The sequence below is a fragment of the Actinomycetes bacterium genome (assembly GCA_036000965.1).
Taxonomy (GTDB): Bacteria; Actinomycetota; CALGFH01; order CALGFH01; family CALGFH01; genus DASYUT01.
Genome location: DASYUT010000124.1, coordinates 1 through 22,313 on the forward strand (window position 1 = coordinate 1; position 22,313 = coordinate 22,313).

24 protein-coding genes and 1 pseudogene are annotated in these 22,313 nt (G+C 70.3%); 15 read left to right on the forward strand and 10 right to left on the reverse strand.

Annotated features, from left to right (window positions below; genetic code table 11):
* The first annotated feature begins 491 nt into the window (after positions 1–491).
* The 3 genes and pseudogenes from VG276_10160 (at position 492) to VG276_10170 (ending at position 2,095) form a co-directional block, all read left to right on the forward strand.
* On the forward strand, positions 492–932 hold the full coding sequence (locus VG276_10160) for a hypothetical protein (GenBank protein HEV8649746.1): 441 nt from the start codon (positions 492–494) through the stop codon (positions 930–932).
* Positions 933–1,019: 87 nt separating this feature from the next.
* Positions 1,020–1,871, forward strand: a complete 852-nt coding sequence (locus VG276_10165; protein HEV8649747.1) for an MBL fold metallo-hydrolase — start codon at positions 1,020–1,022, stop codon at positions 1,869–1,871.
* Positions 1,796–2,095 (forward strand): annotated as a pseudogene (locus VG276_10170) (ISNCY family transposase). Before VG276_10165 ends, VG276_10170 begins: the two are co-directional and overlap by 76 nt.
* 615 nt (positions 2,096–2,710) lie before the next feature.
* Here VG276_10170 and VG276_10175 read toward each other — a convergent pair.
* Positions 2,711–2,875 carry a hypothetical protein gene (locus tag VG276_10175; GenBank protein ID HEV8649748.1) on the reverse strand — a complete coding sequence of 55 codons (165 nt, stop codon included), beginning with the start codon at positions 2,873–2,875 and terminating at the stop codon, positions 2,711–2,713.
* Here VG276_10175 and VG276_10180 point away from each other — a divergent pair.
* Positions 2,874–4,400, forward strand: coding sequence for a serine hydrolase domain-containing protein (locus tag VG276_10180; protein ID HEV8649749.1), 1,527 nt, complete (start codon positions 2,874–2,876; stop codon positions 4,398–4,400). The genes VG276_10175 and VG276_10180 overlap by 2 nt on opposite strands.
* 165 nt (positions 4,401–4,565) lie before the next feature.
* Here the strand turns inward: VG276_10180 and VG276_10185 are convergent, their stop codons facing one another.
* The 3 genes from VG276_10185 to VG276_10195 all read right to left on the reverse strand — a co-directional run bounded on the left by VG276_10185 (position 4,566) and on the right by VG276_10195 (position 7,533).
* Positions 4,566–5,750: a transposase gene (locus tag VG276_10185; GenBank protein HEV8649750.1), complete on the reverse strand. Its 1,185-nt coding sequence runs from the start codon at positions 5,748–5,750 to the stop codon at positions 4,566–4,568.
* An 84-nt stretch (positions 5,751–5,834) separates the two neighbouring features.
* Positions 5,835–6,407, reverse strand: a complete 573-nt coding sequence (locus VG276_10190) for a hypothetical protein (protein HEV8649751.1) — start codon at positions 6,405–6,407, stop codon at positions 5,835–5,837.
* A gap of 502 nt (positions 6,408–6,909) precedes the next feature.
* The gene (locus VG276_10195) at positions 6,910–7,533 is read right to left on the reverse strand and encodes a dihydrofolate reductase family protein (GenBank protein ID HEV8649752.1); all 624 of its coding nucleotides are present in this window, start codon (positions 7,531–7,533) and stop codon (positions 6,910–6,912) included.
* A 100-nt stretch (positions 7,534–7,633) separates the two neighbouring features.
* On the opposite strand from VG276_10195, the gene VG276_10200 reads away from it, so the two are divergent.
* The 7 genes from VG276_10200 to nhaA all read left to right on the forward strand — a co-directional run bounded on the left by VG276_10200 (position 7,634) and on the right by nhaA (position 13,846).
* Complete coding sequence (locus VG276_10200; protein ID HEV8649753.1) at positions 7,634–7,813, forward strand: hypothetical protein; 180 nt, start codon at positions 7,634–7,636, stop codon at positions 7,811–7,813.
* 413 nt (positions 7,814–8,226) lie between these two features.
* The gene (locus VG276_10205) at positions 8,227–9,045 is read left to right on the forward strand and encodes a pirin-like C-terminal cupin domain-containing protein (protein HEV8649754.1); all 819 of its coding nucleotides are present in this window, start codon (positions 8,227–8,229) and stop codon (positions 9,043–9,045) included.
* Between the two features lie 54 nt (positions 9,046–9,099).
* Entirely contained in the window at positions 9,100–9,645 is a 546-nt protein-coding gene (locus tag VG276_10210; GenBank protein ID HEV8649755.1) for a DsbA family protein, read from the forward strand.
* 2 nt (positions 9,646–9,647) lie between these two features.
* Positions 9,648–9,926 carry a UBP-type zinc finger domain-containing protein gene (locus VG276_10215; protein ID HEV8649756.1) on the forward strand — a complete coding sequence of 93 codons (279 nt, stop codon included), beginning with the start codon at positions 9,648–9,650 and terminating at the stop codon, positions 9,924–9,926.
* 283 nt (positions 9,927–10,209) lie between these two features.
* Complete coding sequence (locus VG276_10220; GenBank protein ID HEV8649757.1) at positions 10,210–10,605, forward strand: DUF1801 domain-containing protein; 396 nt, start codon at positions 10,210–10,212, stop codon at positions 10,603–10,605.
* Between the two features lie 271 nt (positions 10,606–10,876).
* Positions 10,877–11,605 carry a maleylpyruvate isomerase family mycothiol-dependent enzyme gene (locus VG276_10225; GenBank protein ID HEV8649758.1) on the forward strand — a complete coding sequence of 243 codons (729 nt, stop codon included), beginning with the start codon at positions 10,877–10,879 and terminating at the stop codon, positions 11,603–11,605.
* Positions 11,606–11,962: 357 nt separating this feature from the next.
* The gene (nhaA, locus tag VG276_10230) at positions 11,963–13,846 is read left to right on the forward strand and encodes a Na+/H+ antiporter NhaA (protein ID HEV8649759.1); all 1,884 of its coding nucleotides are present in this window, start codon (positions 11,963–11,965) and stop codon (positions 13,844–13,846) included.
* Between the two features lie 327 nt (positions 13,847–14,173).
* On the opposite strand, the gene VG276_10235 is transcribed toward nhaA, so the two are convergent.
* Positions 14,174–14,698 carry a PaaI family thioesterase gene (locus tag VG276_10235; protein ID HEV8649760.1) on the reverse strand — a complete coding sequence of 175 codons (525 nt, stop codon included), beginning with the start codon at positions 14,696–14,698 and terminating at the stop codon, positions 14,174–14,176.
* Entirely contained in the window at positions 14,695–14,940 is a 246-nt protein-coding gene (locus VG276_10240; GenBank protein ID HEV8649761.1) for a hypothetical protein, read from the reverse strand. The genes VG276_10235 and VG276_10240 overlap by 4 nt, the downstream gene beginning before the upstream one ends.
* 102 nt (positions 14,941–15,042) lie before the next feature.
* Between VG276_10240 and VG276_10245 the strand changes: the two genes are divergently transcribed.
* Both VG276_10245 and VG276_10250 read left to right on the forward strand, forming a co-directional pair.
* Complete coding sequence (locus VG276_10245) at positions 15,043–15,516, forward strand: helix-turn-helix domain-containing protein (GenBank protein HEV8649762.1); 474 nt, start codon at positions 15,043–15,045, stop codon at positions 15,514–15,516.
* A 79-nt stretch (positions 15,517–15,595) separates the two neighbouring features.
* Positions 15,596–15,952: a hypothetical protein gene (locus tag VG276_10250; GenBank protein ID HEV8649763.1), complete on the forward strand. Its 357-nt coding sequence runs from the start codon at positions 15,596–15,598 to the stop codon at positions 15,950–15,952.
* Between the two features lie 648 nt (positions 15,953–16,600).
* Here the strand turns inward: VG276_10250 and VG276_10255 are convergent.
* Complete coding sequence (locus VG276_10255; GenBank protein HEV8649764.1) at positions 16,601–16,918, reverse strand: alpha/beta hydrolase; 318 nt, start codon at positions 16,916–16,918, stop codon at positions 16,601–16,603.
* 17 nt (positions 16,919–16,935) lie between these two features.
* On the opposite strand from VG276_10255, the gene VG276_10260 reads away from it, so the two are divergent.
* Complete coding sequence (locus VG276_10260; protein ID HEV8649765.1) at positions 16,936–17,670, forward strand: hypothetical protein; 735 nt, start codon at positions 16,936–16,938, stop codon at positions 17,668–17,670.
* A gap of 648 nt (positions 17,671–18,318) precedes the next feature.
* Here VG276_10260 and VG276_10265 read toward each other — a convergent pair.
* The 3 genes from VG276_10265 to VG276_10275 all read right to left on the reverse strand — a co-directional run bounded on the left by VG276_10265 (position 18,319) and on the right by VG276_10275 (position 21,004).
* Entirely contained in the window at positions 18,319–18,498 is a 180-nt protein-coding gene (locus VG276_10265; protein HEV8649766.1) for a hypothetical protein, read from the reverse strand.
* A 372-nt stretch (positions 18,499–18,870) separates the two neighbouring features.
* Positions 18,871–20,037 carry a glycoside hydrolase family 68 protein gene (locus VG276_10270; GenBank protein ID HEV8649767.1) on the reverse strand — a complete coding sequence of 389 codons (1,167 nt, stop codon included), beginning with the start codon at positions 20,035–20,037 and terminating at the stop codon, positions 18,871–18,873.
* Between the two features lie 16 nt (positions 20,038–20,053).
* The gene (locus tag VG276_10275; GenBank protein ID HEV8649768.1) at positions 20,054–21,004 is read right to left on the reverse strand and encodes a glycosyl hydrolase family 32; all 951 of its coding nucleotides are present in this window, start codon (positions 21,002–21,004) and stop codon (positions 20,054–20,056) included.
* A 169-nt stretch (positions 21,005–21,173) separates the two neighbouring features.
* Here VG276_10275 and VG276_10280 point away from each other — a divergent pair, with 169 nt between their 5' ends.
* Positions 21,174–22,304, forward strand: a complete 1,131-nt coding sequence (locus VG276_10280) for a site-2 protease family protein (GenBank protein ID HEV8649769.1) — start codon at positions 21,174–21,176, stop codon at positions 22,302–22,304.
* Positions 22,305–22,313: the final 9 nt, after the last annotated feature.

The window sequence follows — 22,313 nt, forward strand, 5'->3', positions numbered from 1 at the left end:
GGCGGCGGACGATTTCCATCCCCAGCATGGTCTTGCCGGAGCCCGGCGGGGCAAGCACGTGGGTGGAGCGCCTGCCCGCCCGCCGATCACGTTCGAACGCCTCCAGCGTAAGCTCCTGATAGCGCCGCCATCGGCCCTGGAAGGCCAGCGGCGGCAGTATGCCTTCCTTGGGCATCCCGGATGGAATCCGCGACCGCACCACCAGCAGACCACCCCGCCGAACCCAACGTCCGTCCACTGCCCCCATCTGGGCGCCGGTACGGAGATCCTGGAGCACGATTCTGTCAAGCCTTCCGCCCGTCGGCGAGGCGCTCGGTGATCGTCAGCCTGGGCGACGACCATTACAGAGCGATCCTCCCGTGCTGGCGACGCGGCACGGGACGACCCTCACGATGGCCGTCCGCGCCCGCCCGGCAGACGACTTGGCTGCCCACAATTGTCCATTGCCGTGCCTACTCAAATGACGTGGTTGTGATGAGTCGGGAGTGCCGGTGGGTGTCCTGTTCGACTACTTCCGTGCGCCGGATGCGTCGACCAGGGCTGCACTCCAGTGGCTGTCCGAGCGCACGCATGTTGTGCCCAGCAAGTGGGCCCTGGGGATCCAAGCCCGCGTCCGCGCCCTGCTGAGCGAGGGCGACGTCGCCGAGCGCCTCTACCCCGAGTCGGTCGCGCGCCTGGGCCGTACCCGCCTCGGCGCGGAGGTCGCCCGCACCCATCTGCTCTACTGCGAGTGGCTGCGCCGCGAGCGCCGCCGCGCTGACGCGCGCGAGCAGCTGCGCACCGCCCACCAGATGCTGGCCACTCGCACTGTGCCCTGGTGGATACGAGCGCTGCCTCCGGACATGACATCGCGATGGACGCCGACTTCAGGTGGCGCGGCTGGAGCCGAAAGTGAAGGAGGGGCCATGGGTCGTGTGTGGACACCTGGCTGACCGACTTCCGCGCCTTCCTCCTCCAGCACGCGGACGATTTCGGCCGCGAGGGCCTGAAGTTCCCGGGCTGACATGAAAGGAGCTCCGATGACAACCCAACCTGCCCCGCTCACCTGGGATGTGTACGTGACGGCACTCGAGCCAACCGCCAGCGACGACCCGCCTCCCGGCGCACAGCAGTTCCTGTGGCAACCGATAGCGGCGACGCTCATCTCCGGCCAGGAGGACGCCGTCCTCGTCGACCCGCTCCTGACCGTCGGCCAGGCACGCGACCTCGCCGACTGGGTCGCCGCCCACGGCAAGAACCTGACAGCGGTCTACATCACCCACGGCCACGGCGATCACTGGTTCGGCCTGCGCATGATCCTGGACCGCTTCCCCCAGGCACGAGCGCTCGCCGTGCCCGCGGTGATCGAGGCGATGCGGCAAGGCTCCACGCCGGACCTTCTCGCCTTCTGGAACGGGCTCTTGCCCGGCAAGATCCCAGACGACCTCGTCCTCGCCGATCCGCTGCCGGATCACACCATCGACCTGGAGGGCCACGACCTGGTCGCGGTTGAGCTCGGGCACACCGACACCGACGAGACGACCTGCCTGCACGTCCCGGAGATCGGCCTGGTGGTCGCCGGCGACGCCGTCTACAACGACGTCCACCAGTACCTTCGTGAGTCCAGCCCGCAGGGCCGGCGCGCGTGGCTCGCCGCCCTCGACACCATCCAGTCCCTGGGCCCTCGGGCCGTGATCGCCGGGCATCAGCGCGCCGGCCGCCACGACGGCCCCGAGATCATCGAGGAGACCCGCCAGTACGTCCGCGACTTCGACCGGATCGTGGAGACGACGGAGACCGCGCGAGCGCTGTACGACCAGATGCTCGCCATCTACCCCGAACGAGTCAACCCCGGCATGCTCTGGTGGTCGGCGCGCACACTCAAGCCCTAGCGGCCGCAGTCCCGCAGCGCGGGTTTGTCGCCGACCACCTGCTGGCCAGGGGCAACCCGCCCGACGCCCTCCAACTGCTCCCGGCGGTGCGCCGCGTCGCCGCCATCCGGGGCCGGCCACCCGCCACCGTGGTCGCCGACCGCGGCTTCGGGGTCGCCGCCAACGACCGCGCCCTGGCCGGCCTTGGCGTGCGGCGGATCGGGCTGCAGCGCACCGGCACCCCCAGCAGGATTCTTACAAGGGTGTTGCTCAAGGGACGCGCCGCATCTTGCTGCCAGTCCCCGGGTGCTCGGGAGCCCTGGGCGACGGCCAGGGTCTCCCCGCTCCCGGACCAGAGCCTGCCAGCGCGCCGAGAGGGCACATCCTGCCTGGTGGGATGAATCAGGGCGGCGTCAGAAACCCTCCTCGGGGTCCAGGCCGAAGGGTCCTTCGGCGAGCGCCCAGTTGACGAACTGCGCCCCGCCCTCGCCGACATGGTCGTTCACGAAGGCGAAGGCACCCACGCTATCGGCTGGCGATGACTGTCCAGGAGACGGGCTCTGGTAGTCGGGCTCGGCCCGCCGACGCGCTCGCCTAGATCCGTCATCCCAGGGTGAAGGCGGGCTTGTCTACTCCCCGGGGGGCGAGGCCCTACTCCCTGGGGCGACGCGAACTTCAGCCCGCCGGCCGACACAAACTGTCACCCGCCGGCCGACGACGAACCCGGCCCCGGTCCGTATCGTCGAGCGTGGCTAGCCCGCTCGGCCAGCAGGCCACAAAGGGAGCGCACTCGCACCGTCGCGCAGCGCCCTGCTGAGGCTGAGTCGGTCGAGCGGTGCGGCAGCAGGACCAGACCATCGTCAATCCTCACCCACGAGCCCGATCGCGACCACCGACGCCATCGACGAGTTGGCCACGGCAAAGGAGACCTCCATGAACGCCAGCATCCCAAGGACCAGTACCTGGATCCGATCGTTGCCGGCTGGCGCAGCGCAACGGGCCACCGTGGTGGCGCTGGCTGCCATGCTGGCGTTGCTCGCGTTTGGCGGGATGCGCCCGCCGACGGCAGCCGCGGCCAGCACACCGGGCACAAGCACACCAGATCTTGCCGCCATCGACCGCTACGTCCAGGCACAGCGGCGCGCCACGCGTCTGCCCGGCCTGGCGCTTGGCATCGTGCACGGCGACCAGGTCGTGCACTTGCGCGGCTTCGGCCACGCCGACCCGTCCGGGCGGCCGGTCACCCCCCAGACCCCCTTCCTGCTCGCCTCCACGACCAAGTCGTTCACCGCCCTGGCGGTCATGCAGCTGGTCGAGGCCGGCAAGGTCGACCTGGACGCCCCGGTGCAGCGCTACCTGCCCTGGTTCCGGCTGGCCGACCCCGCCGCCTCCGCGCGCATCACCGTCCGGCACCTGCTGACCCAGACCAGCGGGCTGGCCGACCCGTCCGACTCCCTCACCAAGGCCGACAGCAGCGACGCCGCCTTGGACAACGCTGTGCGCGCACTCGCCACGGTGCAGCCCACCCACCCGCCCGGCCAGGGCTTTGGGTACAGCAACATGAACTACGTCACCCTCGGGCTGATCATCCAGACCGTCGCCGGGCAGTCCTACGAGGACTACATAGGCCAGCACGTGCTCGCGCCGCTGGGCATGACCAACTCCTACCTGTCACCGGTGGACGCCCGCCGGCATGGCCTGGCCACCGGGCACCGCTACTGGTTCGGCCATCCGGTCGCCTTCCAGCAGCCCTACAACCGCGCCGGGGTGCCCGCCGGCTACATCAGCGCCAGCGCCGAGGCGATGAGCCACTACCTGCTCGCCCACCTCAACGCCGGCCGCTACCAGACCGCGCGGGTGCTGTCGCCGGCCGGGGTCGCCCAGCTGCACCGGCCCGCCGTCAAGCTCAGCGGCGCCGACCGCGACGTCGCCTACGCCATGGGCTGGTACGTCGAACAGGCCAACGGCGTATCGATGCTGTGGCATCCAGGCAACGCCCCCAACTTCCACGCCGACATCATGCTCGCCCCACAGGACCACTGGGGCGTGGTGCTGCTGACCAACGGCCACAACGCGCTGTCGCCGGACCGCGAGACCGCGATCGCCCGCGGGGTGCTGGGCCTGCTGGTCGGCCGCCAGCTCACCACCCCACCCGTCACCAACGCCAACCAGGTCCTGTTCCTCGTCCTGCTGGGGGCGGGGGTGCTGCAGGTGCTCGGGATCGCCCGCTCGATCGTGCTGCTGCGGCGCTGGCGCGCCCAGCCGGCGCGCCGCCCCCGCGGCCTGGTCAGGGTGACGGGACGGATCGTCGTGCCGCTGGTGGTGGGCCTTGCCTGGGCGCTGGTGTGCCTGGTCGGCCTGCCGTTGTTCCTGGGGGGGTCCCTGTCGGTCCTGCTGCTCACGATCCCCGACTTCGCCGTGGTGCTGGTCGGTAGCGGGATCGTCGCAGCGGCCTGGGGTGTCTGCAGGGCCGTCCTGGCCGTCCGCACGCTCCACCGGCACCGCGCCGAACCCGCTGTCCCACCCAAGGTGAAGGCTGTCAGCGCGTAAACCTCCACGCGTCCAACGCCCGAAACGGCCCGTCGCGCGGGCCGTTTCGGGCGTTGCGGCGGCAGCTCACGCATGAACCATCGCGGGTACGGCGGTGAGCTGGCGTACCTCGTGACCAACAGGTGAGCGGGGTGCGGTCGCAACGCGTGACTTGGCGGGGAAGCATCAGCTGGCGCCGCGGTGCCGTCGAGCACTCCTCCGGGTAGCCCTCACAGGCGCTGTGCAGACGACGGTTCTGCGTATGGCGTTCATGGGCGCGCTTCCTTTCGCTCGGGTGCTTTGGGTGGGGTGCAGTACTGGATATGGCCGGCAGCCCGAAGGGTCGCGCGGGTCTGCCCGGACCCGTAGCCGGTGTCGCCCAGCACCTCCAAGCCGGGCTTCTCTCGGCGAGCAGCTCGACCCCGGTGGGCCCGTCAGGGCGGTGGCGGCGGTCAGCGCGCACGCGGTCACCAGCCCAGAGGCAGGCTCGGCGGCAAGGTGGGCCTTGGAGCCGTCGCGCTTGTGGGCGCTGGTCTTGCGGGGATGGCGGGCTTGGGGGTCGACGGTGGAGAGCACCCGATCGGGGGCGACCCGCCGGGCGATCCGCCAGGTCCCTGGCCGCTCGCCTGGCTCGACGTCTTGGCCTGCCACCAGCGCCAGCAGCGCGACCGCCTCGGCCTGCTCGGGGTCGTGCTCCAGGTCGGCGACCGCGTCGAGTGTGGCCAGCGCGTCGTTGACCAGCCCCGACAGCAGCGCCTGGGTGGCCTGCGGATCATCCCAGGCACAGTCGGGCTTGCCTGGGCGGGCATCGTCAGGGGCGACCAGCTCGACCCCGCGTGCCTGTGGCACCAGGCGGCGGACCCGGCGGATCACCGCGACCAGCTGGGTCACGGTGTCCTGGGTCGCGACCGCATCGGCCAGGATGGTGGCGTCCAGCAGCCGTCGGCGTCGCCCTCGCAGCACACCGGTCGCCTCCACCACTTGGCCGACTGCGTCAAAGATCCGCCGTGGCCTGGGCCAGGCCCGCAGGCGGTTGCGCCAGGACACCAGCACCGTGGGATGCAACCCCTCGTCGTCCAGCCGCAACCCGCAGGCGACCTTCCAGGCGAGATCGCGCCGCAACGCGCCGATGGCCTCGCGGTCCGACAGGCCTTCCAGGGCCTGCAGCACCAGCACCGTGGCGACCACCTCGGCGGGCACCGAGGGGTGCCCGCCACCCTGGCGGGCACGATCGGCGAACAGCTCCGGCGGGAACAGCTGGTGACGGTGGTCGGCAAGCAAGGCGTACACCGACCCCTGGGGGACCAGGTGACGACACCACCTCGCCGCGTCCAGCTGGTCATCGGCTGGGTGGACCTGGGGCTCATGCACGGCAGTCTGCCTGGTCACAGCCACCCAGCGCGGACCCTTCCGGACCTGACGCAATGCCAGAGCGTGTCCAGGGCCTGCCGCGGCTCATTCGCTTGGTGACCGGCCTTCGGTCGCGGAGGACGATCCGCCGCCTGTGGTTGGAGCTTGGCGCGGCGCGATGCGCCACCGTGCCCCCCACAGCGCCACCCCGACCAGGCCGAGACCGATCGGGCCGCCGAGCATGAGCACGATCCCGCCGCCGATGTTGGCGCCGCTGACGGCGGCGGTCATGACCCGCCACCCAGAGCCGCACCCCGCCCCTACCAGGCTCAGCACCCCCAGCACCCCCCACCAGCCCACGTGCAAGCGGCCGGTCAGCGAGGCAAGGGTCAGCACGATGACCGCGGCCACCACCAGCACGACGGCGACGACCCCGACCGCCCGTTCCGTTGCGGGCGCGATGTCGAAGGGCCGGAACATGTAGTCCGGGTCCAGGCCCGCTCGGATGGCTGGGTCCCCGTCTGCCTGCAGGCGCCGCTTGAAGTCTGGGTCGGTCTGATCGCCGACCAGCCACCACGTCGCTACCGGCATCGCGACGACCAGCGCCACAGCGGCCGCCGCCGCCCACAAAGGGGGGCGTCTCCCGGCCGCCTGCTGGGTTCCAACCCCTGCTGCCATACCGCTCACCTGCTTGTCACCATCACCGCCGGTCATGCAGGTCGCGTCGGGCTGGGCGTCTGGTGGGAGCGCCCAGCATCCTGGTGGGGCTCCCCTGACTGCCCACCCTGACGCGAGGCTTGCTCATGCCGGCCGCCTCGGTCAGGTCAGCACCGAGGAGATCATTCCGGCGGCCAGCAGATCCATGCGCGATCAACCTCATCTGCCACCGACGTTCTGCCCAGCTCAAGGTGGGTACTTCCGGCAACGCCGGTTATCGGTTCACGTGGTAGGGAGGCGAGGGCCAAAACTCGCGGTAGAGCCAATCGATCGAATCGCGCCTAACCAGCAGGCTCCTAGGCCGTCGTCCTCCATCGCTTGACCGGACTCCACCGCGCGTAGCGGCGCTCCATCTCGTCATGGGTCTGGCAGATGACCGCGACCGTGGGCTCGATGCAGTCGCGACGATCTGTACGTTCGGCCACACCCGCAGCGCCATGAACTCGATCCTGGCCGGCACGAGTCATTCGTCGCGGCTGACCACCTCGTAGCGCAGCAGCAGGTTGTCCGAGCCATCCCGGCGCCGGGTGTTCACCAGCCGCAGCGGCGGGACCGGCCCGCCGCCGAAGGTCGGCGTACCCCCGCCGAGCACGGTGGCGCCGACCATCAGGTGCAGCTCGTCGACGAGCCCGGCGACCAGCAGGTCGTTCCAGAGTGTCCGGCTCCCGAACATCAGGATGTCCTTGCCCGGCTGGTCCTTTAGCTCGGCAACCGCCTGTCGCGCGTCCGCCCTTCGCACGATGGTCGTGGTTTCGGTCCACGGCGCGGTGTCGTCCGCGGTGAGTGAGTCGGACACCACGACCTTTTGGATCTCGTTGTTGCGCAGGCCGGTCTCTCGGTGGATGTCGGCCACGTCGGGGTTGGCGGCCACCGCCGGGGACACCTCGGGGTTGGCGGCCACCGCCGGCCAGTACCCTTTTAGCCCTGTGTACGTCGTGGCGCCGAGCAGCAGCGTGTCAGCGGCCCGTAGCCGCTCGAGGTTGTGCTCGTCGAAGAACCCGTCCATCGGCAGGGCCATGACGTTCCCGCCTGGGCCCTCGAAGTAGCCGTCAAGCGACATGATGTTGCAGACGATGAGCTTGCGCATGGTGCACCTCTCAAGGTTGGTGTTCGAGCTGTCATCGGGTGAGAGACACCGTCGACGCCTGATTCATCGGTCCGGCGGAGAAAATTCCAGGGAGACGGAAGTGGCGGTGCACCTGGGGGTCGACGAAACCGGCGATCCAGGAGATCTGGCCGTCCCGCAGGCTCAGCACGTTGACCGCGCCCAGCCGGAACCGCTCCCCGTCCTACTGGTGCACGCGAACGTCGGCTGCCCGTTCGCCGCGATCGGCACCAGCCGCCACGGCGTGGCGAACACCCGCTGAGCCAGGAACCGGCCGACGTCCTCGGGACCCTCGAACCACGCGGGCAGAGGCGGCGTCGTGAACCGGGCGTCCTCGGCCAGCAGGTCGAGCAGGGCCGGGACGTCGGCCCACCGGGGCTGTCTGCCCGGACACTGCGGACACAAACGGCCGGACACGGCGGAGCTGGACGGCTGGACACGGCGTCGGGGGCGCCGGCGGCGCGGCCGGCCTGCAGGACGCGGGTGTTGGCGGCGGCGAGGATGGCGTCGCGGTTGCGCTGGGCGTCGCGGCGCAGCGGCCTGGCGGGTCGTGGGGGGTCGCTGGGGCGGTCTGCGGTCGCCATGACGGCAGTGTACCGGGAATACGGAGGGCTGCCTCCGCCTTGTGTCACAGTGACAGAGGTTGCTCGGCAACCGGAAGAGGAGACGGGGACGATGCAACAGCAAGTTGAGGAAACGGCGCGAGACGCGATCCTTGTGGAGGACGCGGCGCGGATCCGGGTCATGGGGATCCCGATCCTGGAGGCGCTGCCTTCCCGCGGTGCCCCCTACGACCAGGTCGACCCGTTCATCCTTGTCCACGAAGGTCGCGTCCGACTGTCGGATGTCGCGAACGTCGACACCAAGCATCCGCACCGAGGGTTCGACAACCTGTGGTACATCCTCGAGGGGTCGGTCAGCACGGGCCACAGCACCGGCCCGGGCGGCGCCATGGAACGGGCGCGACTCTCCGAGGGCGCGCTCCTGGCGCTCAGGACGGGGCGAGGGGCATGGCACGCCGAAGCGCTGGGGGCAGATGAGCTCGAGGGGGGCCAAGCCGACACCGAGTTCCGCGGCGTGCTGTTCTGGGTCAACCTGGCCCGCAAGGACAAGCAGCTCGAGCCGAGCGCGCAGGTGGTCCAGCCGGAGCAGATCCCGGTGCGGCACGAGGGCGACGCGATCGTTAGGGTGCTGGTCGGCGAGGGCTCTCCGGTGCGTCTGGGGACGCCCGCGCTGATCCTCGACGTCGAGCTGCCCACAGGCGGGCAGGTCACGACCTCCGTGCCGCCCGGGTTCCAGGGCTTCGCCTACGTGCTCGACGGCGAGGCCGCCTTCGGGGCCAACCTGCGCCCGGCCAGGCCTCCCCAACTCGTCCTGCTGGGTCCCGGAGAGGGGTTCACGGTCACCGACGCCGCCCCCGGCACGCGGTTCCTGCTCATGACGGGGCGGCCCTACGGGGAAGTCCCGGTGTTCAACGGGCCGTTCGTGGACTAGCCCGCTCCCTAGCTTTGGCCTGAATTCACCCGATGCGGGACGGGAAGTGATGCGATGCGCCCGATCGTCGAGGACCTCACGCCGCCGGTGGACCCCGACCGCGACCACTGGCGCGGCGGTGCGCGGGCCGCGGTCACCCTGGTCGAGTACGGCGACTACCAGTGCCCCTACAGCCGCATGGCCTTCCGCGCCGTCCAGCGGCTGGAGCAGCAACTCGGCGGCCAGCTGCGGTTCGTGTTCCGCCACCTCCCCCTCACCGGGATCCATCCCCACGCGCTCGCGGCCGCGCACCTGGCCGAGGCGGCCGCGCTCCAGGGCCGCTTCTGGCCCATGCACGAGCTGCTGTTCGGCCACCAGCAGGCCCTGGCCGATCCCGACCTGTGGGGTTATGCCGACCAGCTCGGGCTGGACCGCCGACGCCTGGGCGTCGACCTGGACGGCCCGGCGGTGTCCCAGCGCGTCCAGGTCGACGTCGACAGCGCCCTGGCCAGCGGCGCCCGCGGCACCCCGACCCTGTTCATCAACGGCCAGCTGCACCTCGCCGGCTACGACCAGGCGACCCTGGGCGCGGCCTTGGCCACCGCGATCAAGGAGCGATGACGATGGCTGTCTGCACCCACCTGGACCAGATCAAGCTCACCGAGCCGCCTGGACCGGTCGCCGGTTGCGAGGAGTGCCTTGAGACCGGCAGCTGGTGGGTCCACCTGCGGATGTGCGAGACCTGCGGCAAGGTCGGCTGCTGCGACTCCTCCCCCAACCGCCACGCCAGCCGCCACGCCCGCCACGACCACCACCCCGTGGTCCGCTCGCTTGAGCCCGGCGAGGACTGGAGCTGGTGCTTCGTCGACCAGGTCGCCTTCGTCCTCGACACCCGCGACTGAGCACCAGGAGGTCTCCCCGGCCTGCCCGACCAGCCGCTGCACCTCGCAGCCGCCGCCCGGCTCCGGGCGCCCAACGGGTTGAAGCGCAGAGCAGCGCCGGCGACCTCGACGTCATCGCCGGCGCCCTGGGCGGCGACGACGGGCACACGCTGTTCCGCTGCGTGCCCCTTGACTTCAGGCTCATGCCGGACGAGGCGGCCAAGGTCCGGTCGGCGCGCATCCTCACCTGCCGTGTGAACGTCCCGCACGCGGGCCGTCCCTGACGGGGTATGGTGGATCCACCATGACCTACGCCGCCGACCCGCGCGTTGACTCGTACATCGGTGCCCTGCCCGATTGGCAGCAGGCCATCTGCCGCGAGGTCCGCGATCTGGTCCACGCCGCCGACCGGGACGTTACCGAAACCATCAAGCGCACCAACCGTCCGTACTTCGTCCTGCAGGGCAACATCTGCGCCCTGTTGGCGGCGAAGGACCATGTCAACGTCTTTCTCTACGACGGCGGCATCGTGCCTGATCCCGAGGGAGTCATCACCGCCGGCCACGAAAATAAGACCGCCCGCACCGTGGCCGTCCGCCAGGGCGAAACGATCAACGCGCCCGCCCTCACCGCCATGTTCAAGCACATCATTGCCAACAACCGCGCCGGCGGCTGGCGCAAGTTGAAGCGGGAAAGCTGAGTCACGGTTATTGAGCCACGCGGGGCGAACGGGCACTTTCGTGATGCACGGCTTTCATAATAGGTTCCGCATCTCATAGGACGATCCCTTGTGAACGGGTGGGCACCAGCGAGTGTGCACGAGATCCCTATCGCCCTATCGGCCGATCCGTGACGGACCGCGATGCTCCGAGCCGAGGCTCGATTGCCGAGCGCAGAGGTCACAACGAGGGAATGACTTCGCGGCAGCAGGGCGGCTCGACACCTGCGGCGTCGACGACCAGACTGCACCCATGGATCGCTCGCGGTACCTGGATCTGTTGGACGCCGACGGGCAGCTGCTGCGCCGGGCCGCGGCGCAGGGGTTGCAGGCCGCGGTGCCGCCGTGCCCGGGGTGGACGGTGGGTGACGCGGTGGAGCACACCGCGACCGTCTACGAGCACAAGATCGCATGCATCCGGCTGCGGGGGGAGCGCCCGGATCCCTGGCCGCCGTCCTGGCCGGCCGGCCGCGACCCGCTGGCATGGTTCGCGGACGCGCACGGCCGGCTCCTGGAGGTGCTGGGGGGCACCGACCCGGGCGCCCCGTCTTGGACGTGGTGGCCGCCGGACCAGACGGCCGGTTTCTGGGTGCGGCGCATGGCCCAGGAGACGGCCGTGCACCGGGCCGACGTGCAGAGCGCGTTCGGTGCGGTGACACCGGTCGACGCCGAACTGGCCGTCGACGGGGTCGAGGAGGTGCTGGTGATGATGCTCGCCGGCGACTGGAGCGACGACGTCCAGCCGGCATCGACCGGCACGATCGTGGTGGCGGCCGGCGACAAGGCCTGGCAGGTCGGGATGGCCCCCGACCGGGTTTCGGTCGGCGATGCCACCGGCGACGCCGAGGCGCGGGTGACCGGGGAGCCCTCCGACGTGCTGCTGTGGCTGTGGGGGCGAGGGCCAGCGTCGGCGCTGCAGGTCACCGGCGACCGTGCCGTGGCACGCCGACTGCGGGAGCGCCTCGCGCTGGCGACCCAGTAGCCAGCCCCGCTGAGCGGCGCGGCTCTCGTATACCCGCGCATCGTTCGGTTGGCCGCCATCCCGCCGGGGCGGCCGGGCACGATTGGATCGTAGCGTCACTTGCCCACTCGCGTGACTCCGCAGACTGTGAGGCCAGCGAAGTCATGAGAACCTTTCCATGACTCTCAACGCCGGCCCTGCGGCGGCCACCCGTACCCGTCAGGGTCGGCAAAGTGCGGGAATGTCTGGTTCATGGGGTTGTGATGCCGAGGAAGACTGATGTCCTCCTTGCTCGTGGTCCCAGTGGACCAGCTTTGGAAGCCTCCGAGAAACCGGGGCGAAGCTCAATACGCCGACGCCTTTGGATAGACTGCGGGTATGGTCGGGCCGCAAGCATCGCGGTTGTCCGGGCGGACGGCGTGGACACGCACTCTCGAGACGCCGCTGCGGAGGTTTCTCCGCACCGAGGCGGGGAGCGCCACCGTCTTGCTCGCCGCCACGCTGGCGGCGCTGGTCTGGGTCAACGTCGATGCGTCCTCCTACGAGCGCGTCTGGCGGACCAAGCTGGAGATCCGGATCGGCGGCTGGGGCGTGTCGCAGGATCTCCGCAGCTGGGTGAACAGCGGCCTGATGGCGTTGTTCTTCTTTGTGGTCGGCCTGGAGGCGCGCCGGGAGTTCGACGTTGGAGAGCTTCGCGAGCGGCGCAGGGTTGCGTTGCCGCTGCTCGCCGGCATCGGCGGGATGGTAGCGGCTGTCGCGGTCTACCTGGCGGTGAACGCCGGCCGCCCGTCGGCGCACGGCTGGGGTGTGGCGATGTCGACCGACACCGCCTTCGCGCTCGGGGTGCTTGCGCTGGTGGGGTCGCGTTTCCCTGAGCGGCTGCGCGCGTTCATGCTCACCGTGGTCGTCGTGGACGATGTCATCGCGCTCGTGGTGATCGCGACGGTCTATACGAGCGAGCTCGCGTTCGGGGCGTTGGTCGTCGCCTTGGCGCTGTTCGCCGTGGTCCCCGTCGCGATCAGGCTGGGCGTCCGCTACGGGCCGGTGTACGCGACGCTCGCGGCGGCCGCCTGGGTCGCCCTGCTGGAGTCGGGCATCGACCCGGTGGTCATCGGCCTCGCGATGGGCCTGCTGACCTGGGCGACCCCGTCCGCGCGCGTGGACCTGGAGCGCGCCACGGACCTCTTCCGGCGCTTCCGGGAGCAGCCGACGTCGGAGCTCGCACGGTCGGCCCGCGTCGGGCTCGAGTCGGCGGTCTCACCGAACGAGCGGCTCCAGCAGCTCTACCACCCGTGGACGAGCTACCTGGTCGTGCCGCTGTTCGCGCTCGCCAACGCCGGTATCGCGATCAACGGAGCGTTCCTTACCCGAGCCTACGGTTCTCCCATCACGCGCGGGATCGTGTTCGGCTATGTCGTTGGCAAGCCCGTCGGTGTCCTCGGTACCTCCTGGCTCGTGACGAGGTTGAGCCGCGGCCGGCTGCGGCCACCGGTCGGGTGGGCCGCGGTCGCCGGCGGCGGCGCCATCGCCGGGATCGGCTTCACGGTCTCGCTGCTGATCGCGTCGCTTGCCTTCCGCGGGCCGCAACTGGAGGAGGCAAAGCTCGGCATCCTGACGGCTGCGCTTTGCGCGGCGCTGTTGACCTGGGTCGTAGCACGTGCCGCGGCGCTGCTGCCGAAACGCCTGCGCATCCGCGCGCTGCTCGGGACCGCGGAGGACATCGTGGACCTCGCTGACCCGGTCGATCTGGAGCGCGACCACTGGCGCGGGCCAGCGGATGCGCCCGTGACGCTCGTGGAGTACGGCGACTTCGAATGTCCCTACTGCGGACAGGCTGAGCCGGTCGTCCGCGAGCTGCTCGCGGAGGTCGGGGACGTCCGCTACGTCTGGCGGCACCTGCCGCTCAACGACGTCCACCCGCGCGCGCAGCTCGCGGCAGAGGCGGCCGAGGCTGCCGCTGCGCACGATGCGTTCTGGGAGATGCACGACCTGCTGCTCGACCACCAGGACGCGCTGCGCCCAACCGACCTCATCGGCTACGCGGAGCGGCTCGGGCTCGACGTCGAGCGGTTCACCAAAGATCTGCGCAAGCACACCGGCGCCGCGCGGATCGCACAGGACGTCGACAGCGCCGACATGAGCGGCGTCTCCGGCACCCCCACCTTCTTCATCAACGGCCGCCGCCACTTCGGCGCCTACGACATCGAGACACTCTCGGCGGCGGTCAAGGCCGCCCGCGCCCGCGCGGCCCTCGCCTCGTAGAGCAGGTTCCCGGGGTGCAGGACGCAGCGGTCAGCGACCCCGCGGTCGCCAGCGTCGAGCCACAGCTCCCAGCTGCCCTCGCTACGGACGAGTGTCGGGGCCTGCCTGGCCGGCGGCTGACGGAGAGGCGGAGGAGCGTCGGGGTCACGGGTCTCATGGTCGATGGCGACGATCGCGCCCCCGCGCTCGGGCCGATCGGGGCGTTGCGCGATCCCCCGGTGGTGGTCGTCTCGGCTTCGTCTGGACTTGGTCGTTGCCCGCGGCCGAGAGGGCGGGGGACCACCCTGCTGGACGTCGACGTCGTCGGCGGCGGGATGGTTGTCGCGCTCATCGCCGGAGCAGGGCGATCGACGTGGTGGCGTGGCCGACGAGCTCGCTGTTGCCGTCGCGGGCGTGCGCCTCGGCGAAGGCGACTCGCCGGCCGACACGGAGCGCCTGCCCGTGGACTTCGATCTCGCCCACGTCAGCCCGTAGGACCTTGAGGAAGCTGACCTTGATCTCGATCGAGGAGAATCCGACCCCTGCGGGCAGGAGCGTGTGTATGGCGCAACCCGCCGCTGTGTCGAGCAGCGTGCACAGCAGTCCGCCGTGGACCATGCCGATCGGGTTGTAGGTGGATTCGTCGGGCGTGCAGCGGAACAGCGCCTCACCGTCGCCGACGGAGACGAGTCGAGCGCCAACGAGGTTTGCGATCGGTGGTGGCGGCAACCGACCCTCGACGATCGCCCGCAGGAACTGGCGGCCGGGTAGCTCGGCGCCCGCGGCGGCGGGGATCGCCGGGTCGTACCAGGTGACGGTCCTGCTCCGTGGCGTTCCCCATCTGTCGTGAAGCTGTGGAGTGCCGGTGCTCATGTCGTGGCCTCGATGTTCTGCAGGCGAACCTGGCCGCGGGCGATGAGCTTGTCGTCTTCGGGCCGGCGGATGTCGACTCGCGCAGGCCGGCCGGGCGCCCTCGCCAGCGACCCGTTGCTCACGGCCCGGGCCACGTGACCGGCGGCGCCGGCGCGTGCGGTCGCGCCGGCCTGCGCCGGCCTGGTGCGGGCCAGCGTCCGCTCGGTGTGCTGTCTCGGCAGGCCAGGAGAGGTGACGGACATGGGTTCCTCGGATCATTAGTGAGTCGCTTGATCGAACTGACTGAGGTACGGTATCATAAGTTCGATGAAGCGACTAACAAGTTCCCGATCGGCCGACGCCCGATGCTGAAGCGCGACTACGAAACCCAGACGTGCTCGATCGCCCGCTCGCTCGAGGTGGTCGGCGAGCGCTGGTCGCTGCTGATCCTGCGCAGCGTGTTCCTCGGCGTGCACCGCTTCGACGACCTGCTCAACGAGCTGGGGATACCACGCAGCGTCCTGGCCGCTCGGCTGCAGCGCCTCGTCGACGAGGGGGTGCTGGAGCGCGTCCCCTACCAGCAGCGCCCCACGCGCTACGAGTACCGCGCGACCGCCAAGGGCCACGAGCTCTGGCCGGTCGTCCTGCATCTGCTGCGCTGGGGCGACGCTCACTACCCCGAGCCCGCCGGCGTCCCGCGCGTGGTCGAGCACGCCGGCTGCGGCGGGCGACCCGACGACCACCTCCTGTGCGATCGCTGCGGCGAGGCGCTGACCTACTTCAACACCACGGCGCGTCCCGGGCCCGGGCTGATCGCGGCGGGCAAGGCCGCTGAGTAGGGTCGCTCGGCCATCCGACACGCGACGCTCGGGTGGGACGTCAAGGGCCGCGCCCTGCCCCTCGACACGGCGCCGGCGCGTGCTCGACCACAGTGCCCGCGAGGTGCGCAAGCACGACGGCCACAGGGAGCTGAGCCTCAGGTGCGGCGGGCCGGGTCCACCCCAAAGCGCGCGCTTTGCTGAGCAGCCACCACACCACGCCGACCACGAGGCCGAGCAGAAATGGGCCGAGACGGCGCCGCGCTCGGCCGCGGGGATGATGTGGTCGGCGGTCCCGATCACGTCCCAGGACGGGATCGTCTTCCAGGCCGGGACCCCGGACTGGTCGAACAGCGCGCTGGTCGCCAGCGGCCGCTGGGTGGCGGCCAGCACCGCGCCGTCGCGGGCCGGCAGGCCGTTGGCGAAGCATCCGGGGAACACGCGCTGCTTGATGTAGGCGTCGGCGACGCCAGCGGGGGCGCCGGGGAAGGGCACGAAGTCGAAGACGGTGGCCAGGTCTGCCACGGCGAAGCACGACCCGGCGCCGGTGAGCTTGACCAGGTTCTCGCCCTGCGCCGGCACATAGGCGTCGACGTAGACCAGCGCCTTCATGTGGCTGTCGCCGGCGGCGGCGTTGGTGATGACCGCCCCGCCGTAGGAGTGGCCGACCAGGACGACGGGGCCGCTGATGGTGTGCAGGAAGGCGGCGATGGTGGCGGTGTCGTGGGGCAGGCCCCGCAGCGGGTTGGGCGGGGCGTAGACGGTGTAGCCGGCACCCTGAGGCGCCCGATGACGCCGTCCCAGCTGCCGGAGTCGGCCCACGCGCCGTGCACGAGCACGATCGTGGGCTTGGGCGAGCTGGCCTGCGGTGTCGCGCTGGCGTGGGTGGTGGGTGCTGTCGTGGCGTGGGGGAGCCGACCTGGCCCGCGGCGGCGGTGAGCAGCCCGGCGACGGCCAGGACCGCCGCCATGACGACGCGCGGCCTGGCAGGGCGCGCGGCGAGGTTGACCGACATCGTGGGTTCCTTTCCTGGGATGTGACGTGCCCGCCACAGGTGCCGAGCAGGCTCCGGGTTACCGCCCTGTCGTCTTCCCCGGGCGGGCTGCTAGTGGAGGAAGCCGAGGAGGGCCTGGTTGACCTGGTCGGTGTGGGTCCAGGCGATGGCGTGCGGACCGCCGTCGACGACGACCAGCTCGATGTCGTTGGCCAGGCCCGGCAGGCGCTTGCCGGTATTGGGGAAGGGCAGGATCCGGTCGGCGTCGCCCTGCACGACCAGCACCGGCACGTCGAGCTTGGGCAGGTCGTCGCGGAAGTCGGTCTCCCACGTCGGGATGCACGCCACCGCCGCCGTGGCCGACGCCGTGGCCGCGATGTTCCAGCTGGCCTGGAACGCCTGGTCGCTGACCAGGGTGCCGCCGAGCACGTCGGTGTTGTAGAAGTTTGTCGAGAAAGCCCTTCTTCCAGGCCGCGCCGCGGCTGCGCGACGAGAAGGTGAGCCTGCTGCTGAAGCGGCTGGCGCGGCGCGCCGGCCTCGAGGAAGCCGCCGTGCCCGCGGTCGCGGCGCTGGGCCTGCTGTATGGCGACTCAGCGCAGCGGATGGAGGCAAGGTTGCTCTGGGCCGCCTGGTGCCGCGACCGGGGCCAGATCAATCATGCGATCAGGCAGATGAACAAGGCGCTGCACGACGCCGGCCCGGACGTCGAGGACAGCGAGCTGGCAGGGGTGCACATCATGAAGGGCACCTTGCTCGGCCGTCGCGGCGACACTGAGGCCGCGCCGACGCGTTCGCAACGGCACTGGACCTCGCCGAGTCTGGCGACTACCCAACCGGCCAAATTCGCCACGCGCTCGCCGAATGCCTCCGTACGCTGGGCAGGCGGCGAGACGCCATCGCCCGCGAGCTTGGCTGACAAAGCCCCGACGAGCACGAGGAGGCGTACACCGGCAAGGCTTCTGGCACATGGCTGCACCTGCCGGCGCCAGATAACCGACCGTCCGACAAGCGGGGAAGCTCACTTCGGCTGGGTGGTCAGGTCCGGTCAGGCTGCTTCCAACCTGGCGCTGAGCTTGGCCACGAGCGCCTGCTCAAGGGCGGGGTCAAAGGGCCGTCCCAAATTCGAGAAGCTTGCCGTCAGCTCGACGCGTCCCTTTCCGAGCAAGACGGCGTCCTGGTAGACACTCGCGGGCTGGCCCTGGAGCAAAAGCTTGATGGTCGCCCGGAACCCTGTCGAGAACTCGCCGTAGCGGGCGACCGGAAGGCGCACAACGGCGACGGATTGCAGCGATGCTCCTGCTGGGAGCTGCCGTGGAAGGAACTTGGTCAGGCCACTTCTGACACACGGCGCGTACTTGGGACCCCTGACGGCGGCGACGTCGGCGTTGAAGTCCTCGACGGTCCTGACGAGTTGGGCCTGCGAGCTCACTTCGGCGTTGCCCATGCTGAAGTCCGGGCTGTCGGCGCTTGCCGTGGTGTAGGTGGACGGGCTGGGCCTGCCCACGCAAGCCGCGAGCTGGTCATCGAACGCCTTGTCGGCAGGGTCCTTTTGGTCCGGCGTGGCCTTCCACCCGGGGAGGTCGGACGACCTGAGAAGGAGCGTCGCTGCCTGGGCCTGTCGGCAGCAACGTTGACAGCGGTGGTTGTGGTGGCGGCAGCGGCAGTCGTCGTGGAGGCAGTAGCTGCGGGCTCGGTCTTCTCATTACCGCCGCCGCAGGCGGCCAGCACCAAGGCCGATGCGACGAGAACGACAATTCGTCTCACGGTACGCTCCTCACCGGGTGATCTCTGTCGATGCACAGCTAGGACACACGGCGATGGAGAATAAGTCATCGCTGTTGGTGATGTCGCGCGACGGTCGCGTCAATCAAGGGCAGTGCCCTCGTTGCCATGATCGCCGCAATTGTGTGGCCGAGCTTCCTGCCGCCGCCGGGATGCAGCCAGCGCAGGAACAGCTCCTGGACGTGCGCCTGCACGCGGGCGCGCAGCTCCCCGCGCACGATGGTCATGGAACGCCGTGCCACCGACTTGGACTGGCTCAGGCCACATTCCGTGACGTTGCGCTGAGCATGTCATGCTGCTGCCGGACGGGACCGGCACCTCCCTCCCCGGGGCAGCACCCGGTCCGTAGCGCCCCGGTCGGAGTTGTCGCCGGCGAAGGCGAATCGGATGTGATCGAGCCCGATGAGATAGCGCACAACCTCAAATCCATGGGAGCTGTCTAGATGCAGTCGCTGAGTCTGGCACCGTCGCGCTCGCGGTGCCGGCCCGGCCGCTGACGCCTTCGGGGTGGTCGCGCGGTTGTCCTGATCGGGTCGCCGCACGAGCAGCCCACGGTGGGCGCACCTTCCGGGCTCGGCCGGGTGGGGTAGTGGAGTCGGTCACGAGTTACTCAGGCTCGTGTCGACCTCGGCGATCCAGGCACGGTCGCCGTCCACACCCAGGTGCATCACTGGTGTCATGGTCCCGCCGAAGTGGCGGCGAACGCTTGCTTCCCCCTCAGCCTCCAGGTCGTCGGGGTGGTGACCATGAAGGGCATAAGCATCGACGAAGGCGACCGTGCGGAGGTCGTTCAGGACGAGCCAGGAATACGCCTGGAACGGCTCCTCAGGCGGATTCCGAAGCACCAGGCCCGAGCCGTTGAGCGGTTCGTACGGTCCGAGCACGGTCCGGCCGACGAAGCCGTACAGCCCGGTGGGAGCGGAGACGTCGGGGTGGAAGGTGCGCTGCTGGGTCGAGAAGAACAGGTAGTACCGGCCGTCGCGAAACACGACGTGGGGTCGCTCGAGCTCGTTGTTGACCGCGTCCGCCGTGATCAGAGGGTCCAGCAGCTCCCACTCGCTGGTGTCGGCCGCGCGCGCTCGGGCGATCCCGATGCATCCGTTGAAGTCCGTCGTCGAGTCCTGCAGGGACGCCGTGATGAGCAGGTAGGCCTGCTGCGTGGCCGGGTCGCTGAAGTAGAAGGGATCCCGAAAGGCCTTGATGAAGCCTGGTTCGCCGATGGCCTGGACGGCGGGTAGATAGCGGATGCCGTCCGCCACCACGAGCTCCCGGTGCATGCTCCAGCCGGTGATCTCCGGGCGCCCGGAGACGCAGCGCAGGACAGCGGTGGCACCCATGATCCGTTGGCGGAACGTCGGTGTTGGCTCCCCGCGCTCGCCGGCGGCCGTGTAGTACGCCCAGAGCGTCCCCGTCCCGGGTTGCAGCACCAGGCAGCCCGCCCATTCGCGGCTCCCCGGGCAAGCGCCCTGGGGGAGCAGGGGCCCAAGATCTGCCCATCCATCCCGGTCGAGCATAACCAGACGGATCCGGGCCACAGCGTGGCGGCTGCCCGGGTGGCCCACCGCCGGGGCGGACAGGCCGGCCCAGATCTGGGCGCCGCATGGTGCCGCGACCGTACCGTCCGGCTCACGGATCGGCCACAGGTCCCAGAAATCGGTGTCGGGGAGTATCCGGGCGGGGGCAGCATCACCGATCACCGGCGTGTACGTGGACGGGTCGTCGACGATGGCGGTCAGGTGTCCTCTCGTCCAGCGGGTGGTCGCCATGGGCTGTCCGGGAGGTTCAGCGGATTCGGAGAGCGCCGTCGGGAAGGACCTCGACGGGCCTCGGGTCGGTCAGCGCGCCGTGGAAGTCGCCGCCGGGCCGTCTGCGGTGCCAGGCCAGAAACACCACCGTCCCGTCGGTCGTCTCGTGCAACTTGCCGGCGTAGGTCGAGCCGTTCCGGTCTGCCGCGAGGGCACCGTCGCCGATCATGCGGAACGGTCCGGTCGGCGCTTCGCCGACGAGGTAGAAGGTGCCCGTGCCGGGGCCCGTGTCGCGCCATCGGGCACCCTGGGTCTCGATGTCGCTGCAGAACAGCAGGTACCAGCGTCCGTCCAGGTGCACCAGCTGCGGCACCTCCATCTGGCCGAAGCCCATCGGGTCAGTCACCGGTGACAGGACCTCCCAGGTGCGCAGATCCTGGGAGCGGGCGTGGCCCACGACACCGCGCCCCGTCGGTTCCCCGGCGCGGGCCCGGGCCGTGACCAGGACGTGGAAATGCCCGTCGTCAGGATGCATGAAGACCCAAGGGTCCCGCCACGCCTGGTCGTGCCAAGCCCGGCAGTCGAGGGTCTCGTACCAAGTTGGATCGGCCTCGAGGACCGGGTGCTCGTGTCTGCGCCAGCGAACCAGGTTGTCCGACTCGGCCAGCCCGATCCGCTGCACCAGCCTGCCGTCGGCGCTGCTTGTGCCTGTGTACAGCAGGAACCAGCGACCGTCCTGGGCGATGACGCTGCCGGTCCAGGTGCTTGCATCATCCCAGGTTCCGCAAGGCCCGGGCGACAACGCATCGGGGAGGGTCTCCCACTGCATGAGATCACGCGAGACGGCGTGGCCTATCGAGGCGTTCCAGTGGCGCTCGTCCGGGTGGCCGATGTTGGTGGAGGCCTGCAGGTAGAACAGGTGATGGTCGGCGCCGTCGCGGAGCAGCCAGAAGTCCCAGATCCACCGATCCTCGAATGCCAGGCCCATAGCCGCACCACCTTATCGTGCGCCCGTGGTCCTTATAGCGCTGGTCTTGGCGGCGTTCATCAGACAGCCCAGCCACGTCCTGGAGAGGAGCCGGGACTTGACGTCTGGAGGCAGAATCCGAGGTGTCGGCGCTGCGTGGGAGCTGACCGGGTGAGGGGAGCTGACGGCGATGTTCGGAACATCCTGGCGCGTGGGCAGGATCGCCGGCGTCGAGGTTCGCATCGACAGCTCCTGGGTGGTGATCGCCCTGCTCATCACCTACAGCATGTACCTGCGGGCCTCCATCGTGTACGAGAGCCTCTCAACCGGGGGAGCGGTCGGGCTTGCCATCCTGGCGGCGGTGCTGTTCTTCGGCTCGGTCCTGGTCCACGAGCTGGCCCACGCGCTGGTCTCCCAGGCCCGGGGGATCCGGGTCCAGGACATCACCCTGTTCCTGTTCGGCGGGGCGACACGGGCCAGGGTGGAGTCCCGCGGCCCCGGCGACGAGTTCCTGATCGCGGTGGTGGGGCCGCTCACCAGCGCGGTCCTCGCCGGGCTGTTCGGGCTTGTTGCCGGCGTCGGCGGTGGCGCCCTGCCCAGACCGCTGGCCGGGACGTTCGGCTACCTGGCGTGGGTGAACCTGCTGCTGGCCGGGTTCAACCTGGTCCCGGGGTTCCCGCTGGACGGCGGGCGGCTGCTGCGCTCGGTGGTCTGGCAGGCCACCGGCAGCCTCCGCCGCGCCACCCGGGTCGCCTCCCTGGCCGGCCAGGCCGTGGGCTGGCTGCTGGTCGCCGCAGGGGTGGCCTCCCTGCTGGCCGGGAACCTCGCCGGCGGCATCTGGTTCGCCTTCATCGGGTGGTTCCTGGTCCAGGCCGCCCGGGCCTCCTACCAGGAGCTGCAGCTGCGGGACCTGCTCCGCGGCGTGGAGGCCCAGGACGTGATGGCCGGCGACCTGCTGCGGGTCCCGCCGGAGCTGTCGCTGCAGGACGCCGTGGACGACTACTTCATGCGCTATGACCACGGCGCGTTCCCGGTCGACGAGCAGGGGCGCACCATCGGCCTGCTGACCCTGCGGGGGGTGCGGCGGGTGCCGAGGGAGCAGTGGCCCACCCGTCGGGTGCGCGAGCTCATGGTCCCGCTCGGCGACCAGGTCGTGGTGGCGCCGGACGCCCGGATGGACGGCGTGCTGGGCAAGCTCGAGGACGGCGAGGCCGGGCGGGTGCTGGTGGTCGAAGATGGCGAGGTGGTGGGGATCATCACCCCCTCGGATCTGACCCGCTGGCTGCGCCGGTGGCGGGCCTTGGACGGTCGAGCGCGCTGAGCGGAACGC